Genomic DNA, 14,684 nt, shown 5'->3' on the forward strand with positions numbered 1-14,684 from the left:
TTTTTTACATAGTCTAGTACATTTTTTCTGCTTATCTTTGTAGAAACAGAATTTTCATTTTGGTTGATTTTAGCGTTTAGCATTTCATCAGTATCAATGGTTTCAAACTTTCCTTCAATTCTATTGTCTGATGTGATTATCTCTTGATTTGTTCCATTTGCGGTAATATATTTTCTTTCACCATTTTCTTCAGGCTTTATTTCAAGTTTTGAATTATTTAAGCTAACTCTTCCTGTTACATGAAGATTTGAGTTCAACTCTGCTACAACTCTTGAATTTTCAAGTGATTCATAATTTCCATTAACTTGTGTTGATCCTCTGTTTTCAAGAGTTCCGTCATTTGTTATATTGTTATTTATTCTGGCGTTATTTGTGGAAAGTATAGCACGTCTACGGACATTCAGTGACGATACATAAGTACCATTTACTCTTAATCTTCCTGCATTTACATTTGTATCACCAAGGAAAGTTGAGTTTCCCGATAATATAAGTTCTCCTGCTCCATTTTTTTCCAGTCCAGCATTTCCTGAAATATCATTTGAGAAAGTATATACTCCACTTGGAATATTTACAATTACACTTGGTCCAAGTGCAAGCTGAGTGTCAAATAAGGAAGGTCCTTTTAATGCCTTATCAATGTTTAAAAGTCCCCATCCATAAACAGAATCGACTCCTCTCTCTCCAATATCTGTAGCAGTTGACAATATAGTTTGTCTTATAAGATTTGCATCCATCCATGGATACTTTTCTTTGATTAGAGCGGCAGTTCCTGTTACGATTGGTGCCGCAAATGAAGATCCTCCACCTACGAAGCTTCTTCCTCTTATTGTAAATGTGTGATCACTTATAGCTGTTACAGACCACATTTTTGCAACTCCTGCAGGAGATAATGGTGTAAGATTGCTCCAATCAGTATCTCCCATTCTTGATTCTTCCCTTGAAGTTAGTCCTACTACATTTATCCATCCTTTTTGTAAATCTGTTTCAAAATATGGGAGTCCCCCTTCAAGAGTAGGTTGGGTATCCGATGAATCATTTCCAGCGGCCCAAACAAATAATGCTCCATTATTGACTTCATTTCTATAGAATTGGAGCATCGCACTTCCTATCTGATGTCCATAATAATGAGTTGAGGTTCTTGATGAGTTAAAATCTGTTACCATTGCATCAATTCCGAATGACTGGTTATAAATGGTAACCCCTCTATTTTTTAATTCCTGATACATTTCTAGTGTTGGCTCAGGTCTTGTTCCATCTGAAGAATGGTTTCCAGCATCAATTGCAAATACAGAGACTCCTTTTGCAATTCCTTCAGTTCTTCCTGCTGCTAATGCAGCTACAGTTATTCCATGATCATCATTTTCTGTAGATGAGGCAGTAAATCCCGGAACTGTAAATTTTGTCAATCTAGATCCAAACTTCTCAGTAAGATCTGATGCAAATGCTGAATTTTCGAATCCCACATCAATAATTCCTACTTTTACTCCTGTTCCTGTAATTGTTGTATTTGAATTATTATGTGGGTTACTACGATTATAACTAAGTTCTGTATTATTCCAAGCTATTGTCGGTGTTACAGTTGCAGTTGCAGTTGGTCTGTTTGTTCCAGAAGAAGGCGAATTAGTTGTGGTTCCAATACCACCGCCTCCACCGCCTCCACAGCTTATAACGAGAATAGCCATTCCCATAAGGATTGATCTTTTTTTAAAGTTATATTTTTTTAAAATTCCTTTTATTCCATTGTTAATCTGATTAAGATTTTTGGACATAGTGCTTTCTCCTTTTCAATATTTTTATTCTTGAATTTTGCATATGTTTAAGTTCACTATTATTAAAAAATTGACTTTTTGATGTAAAATTAAAAAAAATAAAATTTTTTTAATTATAAAACTCAATTTTAAAAGTATAAATTTAGCAAATATAAATACTGCAATTTAGATTTTCAAATTATCTTAATTTATAATTATAATAAATTTCCAATAATATTCTATCATATTTTTTAGAAAATCTCACTATAAACTAAAAATTTTATTTAAAAATTTCGCCAGCTTCCTTGTACCATAAAACTAAGTCCAGCTCATCCATTTTTATTTTTGAAAAATTAGAATATTCTCGCATTTTTTCCTCAATTTCATAGTATTTTTTTTCAGTTATTGTTTTAGGAATTTCGCTAATTACATTAAGTGCTTTGAGATTTCTTAGAATATGTCTATCCAAAATGGCAATATTTTCTCCAAACCCAAGATTTCTGAGCACATGATTTGCCTCTTTTAATCCCATTCCTTTAATATTTTTCAAAATCCATTTTCTTTTTTCAAAAGTATCGCCAATTTCTGATAATATTTTTTTTGGCTGCAATTTTCCATCTTTTGTCATTAATTCCCGTAATTCCACCAAGTATCGTGATTTATTATTCTTAAATCTGACAATATTTAGAAATTCTACTATTTCTTCAGGCTTTCCGTTGTAAAGCAGTCCATTTTCCACCAAAGTTGTAATGGCTTGCCAAGCATTTTTTGCTTTTGACTGAGGTGTCAGAATACAAAATGCCATTTCCGCAAATACTTCTTTTTCTGTACCTTTCCAAGCCTTTTTATAGCCTTCTATAGCTTTTCCGATACCTTTTTTTATTTCTTTATAAATTTTAAGAATTTCTTCGTGTTTTTCCTTATCAATTCTTTTGCTAATTTCATTGTTTTCTATATTCTTTTTTTGTTTTTTTTCAGACATAATTAAAATTCCTCGTTTTATTATTTTTTATTTTATTTCAGAAAAAAATTTCCGATTTCATCAATAGTTTCTTCTGATTCCTTGAGAGGTGCCAAAATCCAGTCGTGGCACAAATTTTCCCCAATTTTTATTTCTACACTTGTTCCGATTGCAACTTCCATCAAATCACTTAATTTTAAGCAATCAGGATATAAAATTTCATTTGTTCCGAAAATTAGAAAAATTTCTCCAAGATTGTCCATATTTCCATAAATTGGCGAAATCATAGGATTTTTCACATCCAGTTCTCCTGCAAACTGTTTTCCTGTTATAATAAGCCCATTCAGTGGTAAGAGAGGATCTTTTTCTGCAAATTCCTCTATTTCCTCATTTGTCATTGAAACATCTACCCAAGGTGACATTAACGCAGTTTTCTTTGGAAATGGCAAATCTTCCTTATTTTTCAATATTTGTAAAAATGCAAGTGCCAAGCCACCACCAGAAGAATCACCAAATAAGTAAAATTCATCATCTTTATATTTATTAGTTATATGTCTATAAGCCTCCATTAATACTCGATGAGCTTTGTCAACAGTATTTTCTGGAGCAAGTGGATAGTCAATGAATGTAACTTTTAAATGAAATTTCTTAACTAATTTTTCAATAATATTTTTATGAGCTCTGACAGCACGCATTACATAAGCACCACCGTGTAGAAAAACAACGTGTCTGTTATAGCTTTCTTCTGAAAAAACTGTCAAAACTTGGAATTCACCAATAAACTGCTCATCAGTAATAAGCGATTTGTCAAAATTCTTTTTATTCAAAAAATCCGTATCTCTCCTCGGATTTAAAAAATCCTTTTCCTTATATTTTTTCATGTTCACCAATTTTGCGATTGGTACTGCAATATCTGATAATAAACTCATTTTCTCATTTTATTTTTTAAGAAAAATAATCAAACTCCTTTCTTATTTTTTAGATTTATGTTATTTTTATTTAGAACATATTTTAAAGTTAAAATTAATCTAAATAATTAAAAGTTAATATTTTAAAATTTATTCGAATAAGATTAATATAAGTTAGATTATTTAAGCAGCAGATTTTTTTTAATTTAATACATTATATTTTTATTCAATAAATTTTATTTTATCTTCAATTTCTGCATAACGCTCTTTTCCAATAATCTTTTCTAAATCGACATTCGATCTTATGTTATTTTTTTCAATTTCATAAAGTAATTTTTTTATTTCCTTATTTGTAAATCCTATTTTTTTTAATTCTTTTTCATTTAACGTGTTAATATTGTATTTTGTAATTTCACGTCCATAATTTTTGGTTGAATCCTGAATTTTTTCATTATCCACAAACAAAAATTTTTGTGCGATTTCAAAGCCAGACTTTCCAAATCCTGAAATATTTTTTACTTCATTAACATCTTTAATAATACCAACTTCATCTCTATATTTTACAAATTTTTCAGCCTTATTTTTATTAATTCCCAATTTTAGCAAATCCTTGTATTCAACATTATTAATGTCAAATTTTATATTACTTTTTGTCAAATCAGCATCTTTTTTAGCTTTTTCCTTTTTATAATTTTTTTCCTTACTAATTTCAATTTCAGGAATATTTTTGTCCTCAATTAAAAGTCTTAAAAAATTTCCCGCAATTAACAGTATTACAAAAATAATGACATATTTTATTTTCATAAATAATCCCCCTTTTGATTACATTATACTTAAATATTTCCCCCAAATCTGCCACTTAAATAAAATAACTTATATTTTATGACAAATTATACCATATTGATTTGTTATTTGATAGATAAAAAAATTAAAATTTGGATTTTATTATTTTGTAGTCATTAAAGAAAATTTTTATCTATTTAATTAAGTTATTTTCTAAATTTTCTTTATATTTTTTTGGTTAATAATAATTTTTTTATAATTTTTATATTTTGCCTTTTTTTAAGTATAAAGGGGATCAATCGCTATCCCCTTTATAATCCTGGCTCGTCTAAGCATTTTTTTGAAATAAAATTGAAACTCGCTTTTTAATAAAAGTTATTATTAATTCTTAAAATAATTATAACTTAAATGTTTTGAAAAAGCTCAAACAGTCAATTTCATTCCAAAAAAATCACGACAATTTTTAGTATAATTACAAAAGATAATCTTATTAAAATAAATTCCAAGCAAAATTTCGTTAGAAGAAAAATAGCTGTTTGAGCTTTTGGAACAAATTTTAAATTAGATAAGATTGTTTGAATTAAAATTATTTATATTCAAAAGCGAGTTCTATTTTTCTTATATAAGAAATTTTTGCGTAAAGCGGGTTTGTAAGGGCATGGCGTCTGATGCCCTTACGTCAAAAAAGATTTAGAATTATAAATAAAAAAAAATAATTAATTAAAATAATCTAGAAAATAAGTGATTAAGGAAATAACTTTATTGAGGGAGAAAAAAGAAAATAAAATAATTTTCTCATTTTTTTTAGCTAAGAATGTGATATTATAATATAAAAATAAATAGTAAAATCAAAAATTATGATAAGAGGTGTTTATCAATGGGAAAAATTACAGAAAAATTTAAGAAGTTATTTGGATATTTTAAGGGAGGGGCTGATAGATTTAGAGTGACGGTTGTTTTTACGTTAATGGTTTTTGGATTAGTTGTTTTGACTACGGAACTTGAGAATCTTAATTATGAAAAGCTTTCTGTTGTTTCTTCAAGCTTGATAGAGATAAATAAATGCTTTGTGCTTGGTATTTTTTTAACTGCGATGTTTGAAGTTATTAGGGAACAATATTTTGAAGAAAGAAAAAAATGGATAATTAGAACTATTTATACAGTTTTAACTGTTGTTATTGGATTTGGAACTTATGTTCTCTGTTTTATCGTTTATAATTTTGAAATTGGATTTTGGATGTTATTACCTGTTTCAATATTAATTTTTCTTTTAGTGCCTATTTTAAAAAATGAAAATAAGGAAAAATATTTGCAGTCTGTGTTTGTAAATTTTGTTGTATCATTAATTTTTGCAACTGTGCTTTATATCGGAATTTCATTAATTTTAGCGACTATTACTGCATTATTTGGGTTTGAGATGTTTTATGGCTTTGTTTTAAGATTTTATATGTATTCGTGGGTGTTTGTATTTGATGTTCTGGGAGTATCGCTTTTCTTATCGTTGTTGAAAAAGCCTGATGATAATTTGGAAAGTTATGATTTTCCGTATATTTTAAAAATGCTGATAAAATTTGTAATTACTCCGTTAATTATTATTTATACAGGGATTTTATATGTTTATCTTGCAACTGTAGTTATATCTATGAAATTACCAAAGGGGCTAATTTCTCATCTTGTCCTTTGGTACACAGCGTTTAGCCTTATTATTATCATTTTGATAACTCCGCTTGCTAAAAATGACAAATTCTTAGGTAATTTTAAAAAATATTTTCCATATTTTTCTATACCTTTAATTTTTGCTTCACTGTTTGCAATTTTTCAAAGAATTTACCAGTATGGAATTACAGAAAACCGATATTATGTGCTTCTTCTCATATTCTGGCTATTTTTCTGCATGATTTTATACATAAGAAAATCAAAAGTGACAGGAGTTTTTGTAAGTTTGATTATTTGTTTAATAATTGCTGTTTATACTCCATTTAGTGCAGAAAAAGTGAGTGTTTACAGTCAAAGTCAAAGACTGAAGAGAATGCTTGTAAAATATGGAGCTTTAAAAGATGGAAAAGTTTCCAAAATTACACAAAACTTGACTAATAAGCAAGGAAATGAGGTTTATACAGCGATTGACTATATATCTGCTAGACAAGGCTCATCGGTTAAAAATCTTGGATTAAAAAATTCTGCTGGAAAAATCTATCAAACTTCTCATGATTTGGAAAAGGATTTGGGAATTAAAGATTCTTGGAGAGAGTATTATTCTTATGGTATTGAAGATGATGATGACAGAGAAAGTTATGATGAAAGAAAAGTAATTACATATAACTTAAAGACAAATGAGAATACTTCAGCTATTTTGGAAACAAATGGCTATGATAATGTCATTCATTACCGAAAAGACTGGGGAGAAGCATCTACTCAGACAAGTGAATCTGATAAATACAAAGTTGTCATTCTAAATAAAATAATAACAATAAGTGCTAAAAATGGTACAGAACTTGCGAAATTTAATTATGAAGACATAATAAAGCAAGTCTCAGCAAAATTAAAAACTCTAAAACTTCAAAATATAGGAAGTCAAGATGAAGAATACAAAGTTCCTCAAAAAGACTTTGAATACATCGGAACAGCAGGAAATATAAATTACAAAATTTCATTACAAAGTATTTATGAAGAAATAAAGGATGGCAAAATGACAGATATGAATTATGAATTTGATTTTATGTTTTCTGAGAAGAAATAATTACTAAAGAATAAAAGTAGAAAATCGGAATCCTACTGAAAATAAAGTCAAAGTTGATTTAAAAGTTAATAAGTTTGATTTTCGATTTTTGTGAAAGGAAAAAAAATGACAATAAGAAAAAAATATATATTAATAAATTTTTCTGTTACGATATTTGTATTACTAATTATATTCGTTTTGTGGTTACGAATGCAACACTCAATTTTTAATTATATATTGATTATTTCATTAATCTTGGTGTTTGAATTTCTGAAAATAGATAAAAGAATGTATGTGTACTTTTATCAAAAATATATGAATATATTAAATGAAGAACTTGATCCTGAAAAATTTATAGAAATTACGCAAAATGAATACGACAGAAATAAAAATAAGCGATATAGAAATTATATGAAACTGAATCTTTGTGCGGGATATTCTTCACTAGGAAAAGTAGAAGAAGCCTATCAAAATTTAAAGGATATAGATTTATCCAAAAAATCATTATTCAGGGAACAGGATAAAATCCTGTATTACTATAACGAAGCGCTGTTATTGCATGGACTCGAAAGAAAAGAAGAGGCAATAGTGATTTACAAAGAAAAAGTTTTAAAAATGATGGAGAAATTTAAAACTAAAAAAGGAATTGATGAAACAAATGCTATGATTGAATTTTTAAATGGAATTTTATTTTATGAAAATGATACCACAAAAATGATAGAAATTTTATCAGAAACATTAAAAAAGTTAAGTGTTAAACGTCAAGTTTTGGTAATTAAACATTTATTGGCAAATTATAAGTCAAAAGTAGGCAAAATGGAAGAAGCAAGAAAATTATACGAAGAAGTTATTGAAAACGGAAATAAGTTATACATTGTAGAAGAGACAAAAGAAAAGTTAAAAAATTTGATAGAAACAAACTGATGAAAAGGCAGGGTAAAATTGTAATGGATAAGAAAATTAGCAAATATGAGATTGCAAATTGTATCAATGTATTAGGAAATTTTTGTGGAAAGAGAGATATTGATGAATTAACAGCTTTTGAACTGATAAAAAAATATGAGGTTGAAAAAGCGGATATCATGGTACTTTTTGGCGGTTCTATTTTCGCAAATGCTATGAAAAATTATGCTTTGAAAATGATATATTTGGAATGTAGGATATTGACAGATATATAACTTTGCTAATGGGTGAAATTCCGAAGCTCACGGATGATGAAAATGGATATGGGCCTAAGGGAACAAGCTATATAGCTCACATTGATATTCTGGAAGATATTAAAAATGCTTTTTTGAGTTTAAAGCAAATTTATGGTGATAAAGTTAGAAAGGCTAATCCTTTGTATGCTTCTAAATAAAAAAATCAGCCTTAATATAAAGACTGATAATTAATTATTATTTATTATTTAACTGTAAATATTTTTCTCCTTTTTCAGAAAGTTTATAAACTGTACCATCAACATAAATGTACTTTTCCTTTTTAGCTTTTCCAATAACTTTATTCAAGAAGACTTTATTCCAACGTAAGTGATTATCAATAGTATCAATTCCACATTCATCTTTTTCCTGTTTTGTGTTAGTATGATTGGATAGATGAATTAGAAGTATTCTTACAGAAAAAGTCATTTTTTGGCTTTTTTTACGTCTTATTGTGAAAATTAGCCCTTTTTTAGGTGAGAAAATCAAGGTTATTAGAAAAATGATACCTATCATTACTGCAATGCTTCCAGCGATTGAAATATCAAAGAATCGTGCAAAATGGAATCCTATAATACTTGCAACTGCTCCTAGAAGAATACTTAACCCAATCATTACTTTTAGCTTGTCAGTCAATAAATATGCTGTAATTGGAGGTCCTATCATAAATGCAACTACTAGTATTGAACCTACTGCCTCAAATGAGGATACTGCTGTCATTGACACAAGCGACATCAGCATATAGTGAATTAATATCGGCTTCATTCCAAGCGTTATTGCAAGAGCCTTATCAAATACCGAAATTTTTAATTCCTTAAAAAAAATAATAACAAAAGATAAATTTATTAAAAATATTACAAAAGTCGTAACCAATCCTTTAGCAACACTAAAACCAAATATTTCTACCCTATTAAATGGAGCAAATGCCAGTTCTCCCAACAATACCGAATCAACATCCAAATGCACATTTCCAGCATATTTTGAAATTAAAATTACAGCGATACTGAATAACAGCGGAAAAACTACCCCAATTGCTGAATCCTCCTTAACAAGTCTTGTCGAATTAAGAAGTTCCACAAGGTAAACTGTTAAAACGCCAACTATTCCCGCACCAACAATTAACAAAGGGGAGTTCAAATCATGAACTGCAAAAAATGCAACTACAATTCCAAGTAAGATAGTGTGCGTAATCGCATCTGAAACCATCGCCATACTTTTTAAAACCAGAAATGTTCCCAAAATAGAGCAGGCACTTGCCACCATTATTGCGATAAGCTGTATTTCCAATGAAAAACCCATAATTTATTTTCCCCTTTCCAAGTTATTTATTTTTAAATTATCTGATTCATTTTTTTTATTTTCAAGTTTTTCTCTAAATTCTTTTTTTCTTTTCTGATTTCTTATAATTTTAAATACAATCCCTCTTTTGTTTGAGAAAAGAATGCTAATAACTACGATTATACTTATAATTATAACGATAACAGGTCCAGTTGGCAAATTGCTTTCACTTATACTTATCAAAGTTCCAAGCAGACCTGATATTCCTCCAAAAAATGCTGCCAAAATTACCATAATTGAAAGTTTGTCTGTCCATTGCCGTGCTGCAACTGCTGGAGAAATAAGCATTGCACTTATTAATATTACTCCTGCTGCCTGAATACCTATTATTACAGTAGTTACAATCAATATGGAAATTAATATTTCGATTTTCTTGCTTGGAAATCCCAATGTTTTAGCAAAATCAGAGTCAAACGAAACAATTTTAAATTCCTTCCAGAAAAGAATAATTATAATTAGAAGAACAATCCCTGTAATGAGAATAATATTTACATCTCTTTTAATAAATGTTGACGCTTGTCCAAAAATAAATTTATTTAATCCTGATTTATTTGCACCTGGCAATTTATTCAGATAAGAAAGTAAAACTAACCCTAACCCAAAAAATACCGATAAAATCAACGCCAAAGCACTATCAAATTTTATTTTTGTATAATTTTGAATCAGTTGAATCAAACCAATACATACAATTCCTGTTATCAAAGCACCCAGCAGTAAAACTTCTGTATTTTTCACGTTTGTAAATAAAAAAGCCAAGCAAACTCCAGGAAGTGAAGCATGAGAAACTGCATCTCCCAATAAACTTTGCTTTCTTAAAACTGCAAAACAGCCAAGTATTCCTGAAACCATTCCAAGTAACGAACAGCCAAGTGCAACTGTCCTAAAAGTATGATCAGAAATAAGAAGATTTAATATATTCATTTTAATCCTCCTTTTCTATTTCAAGATGATTTTTATTATCTTGAGTTAATTTTTTACTTTTATATGTTTTTTCAATATTTTCAGGAGTAAAAATTTCCTCTACAGGACCGGAAGCTATAACAGAAACATTTATAAACGTCACATAGTCAAAATAATCCTTTACCGTTTGTAAATCATGATGAACAACGATTACAGTCTTTTTCTCATCTCGTAATTTTTTTAGAATATTTACAATAGATTTTTCAGTTTTGCTATCAACTCCTTGAAATGGTTCATCCATAAAGTATATTTCTGCATCCTGTACCAATGCCCGTGCTAGAAATACCCTTTGCTGCTGTCCACCAGACAACTGGCTTATCTGCCTGTCTGAAAACTCATCCATTTCGACTTTATGAATAGCTTCCTTCGTCTTTTCCTTATCAATTTTTCTAACTTTCTTTAACCATCCAACTTTCCCATAACGCCCCATTTCCACAACATCAAATACAGTAGTAGGAAAATCCCAGTCAACACTACCTCTTTGAGGCACATACGCTATTTTATCACGTACTTTGCTGTATTTTTCGTTATAAAACCTAACCTCTCCAGTAATAGGCTTTATCAAATCAAGCATAGCCTTAATCAAAGTAGATTTTCCCGCTCCATTCGGTCCAACAATAGCCATAAGAATGCCTTTTTTTATCCCCAGTTCAATATCCCATAAAACAGGTTTATCCTCGTAGGCTATCGTCAAATCTTCAACTTTTATAATAACATCATCAGAAATATTTGTATTCATTTTTTCTCCTAAATTCTATTTATATTAATTTTTTTAACGCAGAGGTATCAGACGCCATACCACTGCACTCCCGCTTACGCAAAACTTTCTTATAAAGAAAAAAGAAAACTAGCTTTTGAATATAGGTTATTTTTATATCAAATAAATTAATTTTATTTAAAATATTTTTCAAAAGCTCAAACAGTTCTTTTTTCTTTAACGAAATTTTGCTTAATATTTATTTTTATTAAATTAATTATTGTAATTAAATCAAAAATATCTTGATTTTTGAAAATAAAAATTATGGTCTGAGAAAAGCGAGTTTAATTTTTATTTTAAAGCATTTACAATGGTATCGGCGTTTGCTTTAACTGTTTTAATATAAGTTTCAGAGTTGTGTGTTTTGTCTCCTAATGAGTCTGAATACAATTCTCCACCTATTTTAACTTCTTTTCCTTTAGATTTTACAGCTTCCTGCAGAGCTTCTATACTTTTTTTCGGAACAGAAGATTCTACAAATATTGCTTTTATATTTCTTTGAACAATGAAGTTGGCTAAGTCGCTTATGTTTTTTGTACCAGTTTCAGAATCTGTAGAAACCCCTTGTATTGCTTTTACTTCTAGTCCAAATTGCTCTCCAAAGTAGTTAAATGCATCGTGAGCTGTTACAAGAACTCTGCTTTTTTCAGGAATTTCCTTGATTCTTGTTTTTACATAAGTTGTAAGCTCATTTAGTTCAGCTTTATATTTTTTTAAGTTTTCTTTGTAGTAATCGCTATTTTTAGGGTCAAATTTACTTAATTCAGCTTCTACAGCTTCGGCTTCCTTTTCCCATAGTTCAGTATTGAACCATACATGCGGGTCAGGAGTATTTTGGTCAACTAGATGAATTTTACTTTTATCTAGTTTATCCCCAACATTTAGTATATTTTTGTTTTGAGAAGTTAATTTTTCGAAAATTTCTGTCATTTTACCTTCTAGATGTAATCCACCATACACTATAATATCTGCATTTCCAAGTTTTTCAATATCTCCTGCACTGGCACTATATAAATGTGGATCTACTCCTTCTCCCATGAGACCTGTAACTTCGACTTTATCTCCGCCGATTGTTCTTATAAGGTCAGTAAGCATTGTAGTAGTAGTAGTAACTTTTATTTTTTTTCCTGATGAAGAACCATTTTTTCCACAGGATACAAGTAACATCATTACTATACATATTGCAATTAATAAATTTAATTTTTTAAGAATATTGTTTTTACTCATAGTCAATCTCCTCCAAGTCTTTATTTTTTTTATAAACTTCAATCATTGTTGCTGCGTTAAAAGCTACTATTTTTTTATTATTTTCTTTACTCTTTAAATATATTGGACCATCAAAGGGATCTTTTTTTTCCACAATATACTGTTCTTTTAAATTTATGTTTAAATCCCGCAGATAGTCGTATAATTCAATATTATCCTCTACACTTAGTATAACAATTTCATCATTTTCCTCAGTCTCTGACAATTTTATGACATTTTCTTCATCAAAGTCTTTTAAATCATAAAAAATTGGACTTCCATGTGGGCATTCTTTTGGATAAAATAAAAACTTTTCAAGTTTTTGAAGAAGTTTGTTACTTGTAACGTGTTCTAAAATCTCAGCCTCTTTATGAACATCTTCCTTATCATATCCCAGTTTTTCAAATAGAAAAACTTCCCAAACTCTATGTTTACGAATAATATCTAATGCAAAATTATTTCCTTTTTCAGTAAGCTTCACTTTCTTTTTTTCAATAGTTAAATAGCCTTCATTTACTAGCTTTTTTATCATTTCGCTAACTGATGCTGGAGATATATTTAAATATTCTGCAAGTTTTTTGTTGGAGTATTCTTTTTTCTTTTTTAAAGTGTATATCCCTTTTAAATAATCTTCAATACTTTTACTCATCTCAACTCCTTTCTTTCTATCTTAGATATACCTAATCATAAAATTAGGTAAACCTAACAATGTTATATTACCACCAAATATTTAAATTGTCAATACCAATTAATAAAACTTTTAAAGAATTAGTAAGATTGATTTAAAAATTATAATTGTTATACTAAAAATACTTTTAAAATCTGGTAAATAAAAAAGTACACTTTGTAATACAGATTTAACTGATGTTAAAGTGCACTTAATGAAAGATAGAGAAGACATAGCTGACCAAGCAAATAGAATTACTCAGTTTCATATATAACTTCCTAAATCAATTTCAAATTTAATTTTTTCTCCATTTTTATTGTACAACATTTTTTTAGAATTATAGCGTGATTTTAGTTACATAAAAAAAATCCCCATCTAGATTTTTCATAAAAATGGGAATTTATAATATTTAAAATTTTATTATTTATCATTTTTAGGAACGAATTTCCATAATGTTGGAACTAAAGAGGCAACTACCAACATTTTTAGAGTATCTCCTATTAAGAAAGGATAAACCCCTAATTTAAATACGTCTTTGTTAGGTACAAATAACGATAATTGCAATACTCCTAATGCATAAATAATTACATTGGCAATTATTAATGCTAAAATTGTTTTTGCATAAGATTTTGTAAATCCTTTATCAGCCAAATACCCTAGAAATATTGCAGCAACAATATATCCAAAAATATATCCGCCACTTGGTGAAAATAGTACGCCTGTCTTAAAGTTAGCAAAAACAGGGATTCCAGCTGTACCAGCCACTACATATGAAAGAATAGTTGCTGTTGCTAATTTTCTACCGTATAACAGTCCCATTAATGTAACTGCAAATGATCCAAGAGTAATTGGTACAGGCTTTAATGGAATTAAGATTTGTGCCAGTATAGATAAAAATACAGTTCCACCAAATACTAAAAGAACATTTTTTAAAATTTCTTTTTCTTTTGTTTCAATTTTAATGATATTGTTAATTAAAGCATTTTGTTTCATAAGAAAAACCTCCATTTTTTATTTATATATAGTATTATAACACTTGTAATATAAAAAGTCAATGAAAGCTTTTTTTTATTTTTTGAAATAAATAAATTTTAAATTGAAGAGAGAATAAATAATCTATGTAATATATGATTAAAGGAAAATAAATAAATTTTTTTTATCTAAAACGAGAGGGATGAAAAGGAAAAAATTTATAAAAAAAGCTAGTTTATGGAATTATATATTTTTTTTATGAAACTTGAAAAACACAAAATATTGTGTTATCATTGTATTACAAAAACTATATATAGTGTTTTATCTTTTAAATAAGAGTTATTACAATTCATGGGGAAGGTTAATTGGAATTTAGAAAAATAAGAAAAAAATTTTAAAATTGAATCTAAAAAATTAAATTCAGAAAATT

General features: G+C 28.4%; 14 protein-coding genes. 4 read left to right on the forward strand and 10 right to left on the reverse strand.

Features of this window, described 5'->3' with window-relative positions; all coding sequences use genetic code 11:
* The 4 genes from HMPREF1552_RS11115 to HMPREF1552_RS11130 all read right to left on the reverse strand — a co-directional run.
* Nucleotides 1-1,769, reverse strand: a 1,769-nt coding sequence (locus HMPREF1552_RS11115) for a S8 family serine peptidase (protein WP_021745306.1), incomplete at its 3' end; no start/stop codon positions are given.
* A gap of 259 nt (nt 1,770-2,028) precedes the next feature.
* The gene (locus HMPREF1552_RS11120) at nt 2,029-2,676 is read right to left on the reverse strand and encodes an N-glycosylase/DNA lyase (RefSeq protein ID WP_039901663.1); all 648 of its coding nucleotides are present in this window, start codon (nt 2,674-2,676) and stop codon (nt 2,029-2,031) included.
* Between the two features lie 86 nt (nt 2,677-2,762).
* Entirely contained in the window at nt 2,763-3,638 is an 876-nt protein-coding gene (locus HMPREF1552_RS11125) for an alpha/beta hydrolase fold domain-containing protein (RefSeq protein WP_021745308.1), read from the reverse strand.
* A gap of 201 nt (nt 3,639-3,839) precedes the next feature.
* Nucleotides 3,840-4,421 carry a helix-hairpin-helix domain-containing protein gene (locus HMPREF1552_RS11130; RefSeq protein ID WP_021745309.1) on the reverse strand — a complete coding sequence of 194 codons (582 nt, stop codon included), beginning with the start codon at nt 4,419-4,421 and terminating at the stop codon, nt 3,840-3,842.
* A gap of 856 nt (nt 4,422-5,277) precedes the next feature.
* Here HMPREF1552_RS11130 and HMPREF1552_RS11135 point away from each other — a divergent pair.
* The 4 genes from HMPREF1552_RS11135 (at nt 5,278) to HMPREF1552_RS12650 (ending at nt 8,476) form a co-directional block, all read left to right on the forward strand.
* Nucleotides 5,278-7,140 carry a DUF4153 domain-containing protein gene (locus HMPREF1552_RS11135; RefSeq protein WP_021745310.1) on the forward strand — a complete coding sequence of 621 codons (1,863 nt, stop codon included), beginning with the start codon at nt 5,278-5,280 and terminating at the stop codon, nt 7,138-7,140.
* Nucleotides 7,141-7,245: 105 nt separating this feature from the next.
* On the forward strand, nt 7,246-8,043 hold the full coding sequence (locus HMPREF1552_RS11140; protein WP_231370775.1) for a hypothetical protein: 798 nt from the start codon (nt 7,246-7,248) through the stop codon (nt 8,041-8,043).
* Between the two features lie 23 nt (nt 8,044-8,066).
* Nucleotides 8,067-8,297, forward strand: a complete 231-nt coding sequence (locus tag HMPREF1552_RS12645) for a hypothetical protein (RefSeq protein ID WP_231370776.1) — start codon at nt 8,067-8,069, stop codon at nt 8,295-8,297.
* Nucleotides 8,298-8,299: 2 nt separating this feature from the next.
* Nucleotides 8,300-8,476, forward strand: a complete 177-nt coding sequence (locus tag HMPREF1552_RS12650; protein ID WP_231370777.1) for a hypothetical protein — start codon at nt 8,300-8,302, stop codon at nt 8,474-8,476.
* Nucleotides 8,477-8,513: 37 nt separating this feature from the next.
* Here the strand turns inward: HMPREF1552_RS12650 and HMPREF1552_RS11150 are convergent, their stop codons facing one another.
* The 6 genes from HMPREF1552_RS11150 to HMPREF1552_RS11175 all read right to left on the reverse strand — a co-directional run bounded on the left by HMPREF1552_RS11150 (nt 8,514) and on the right by HMPREF1552_RS11175 (nt 14,275).
* Entirely contained in the window at nt 8,514-9,614 is a 1,101-nt protein-coding gene (locus tag HMPREF1552_RS11150) for a metal ABC transporter permease (protein ID WP_021745314.1), read from the reverse strand.
* Nucleotides 9,615-9,617: 3 nt separating this feature from the next.
* Nucleotides 9,618-10,574 (reverse strand): metal ABC transporter permease, encoded by a 957-nt coding sequence (locus tag HMPREF1552_RS11155; protein WP_021745315.1) that lies wholly within the window; start codon nt 10,572-10,574, stop codon nt 9,618-9,620.
* Nucleotide 10,575: 1 nt separating this feature from the next.
* Nucleotides 10,576-11,352: a metal ABC transporter ATP-binding protein gene (locus HMPREF1552_RS11160; protein WP_021745316.1), complete on the reverse strand. Its 777-nt coding sequence runs from the start codon at nt 11,350-11,352 to the stop codon at nt 10,576-10,578.
* 309 nt (nt 11,353-11,661) lie between these two features.
* Nucleotides 11,662-12,597: a metal ABC transporter solute-binding protein, Zn/Mn family gene (locus tag HMPREF1552_RS11165; RefSeq protein ID WP_021745317.1), complete on the reverse strand. Its 936-nt coding sequence runs from the start codon at nt 12,595-12,597 to the stop codon at nt 11,662-11,664.
* Entirely contained in the window at nt 12,590-13,264 is a 675-nt protein-coding gene (locus HMPREF1552_RS11170) for a metal-dependent transcriptional regulator (protein ID WP_021745318.1), read from the reverse strand. The genes HMPREF1552_RS11165 and HMPREF1552_RS11170 overlap by 8 nt, the downstream gene beginning before the upstream one ends.
* 438 nt (nt 13,265-13,702) lie before the next feature.
* Nucleotides 13,703-14,275, reverse strand: coding sequence for a biotin transporter BioY (locus HMPREF1552_RS11175; RefSeq protein ID WP_039901657.1), 573 nt, complete (start codon nt 14,273-14,275; stop codon nt 13,703-13,705).
* Between the last annotated feature and the right edge of the window lie 409 nt (nt 14,276-14,684).

This window comes from Leptotrichia sp. oral taxon 879 str. F0557, from assembly GCF_000469385.1.
In the GTDB taxonomy this organism is placed as follows: Bacteria; Fusobacteriota; Fusobacteriia; order Fusobacteriales; family Leptotrichiaceae; genus Leptotrichia; species Leptotrichia mesophila.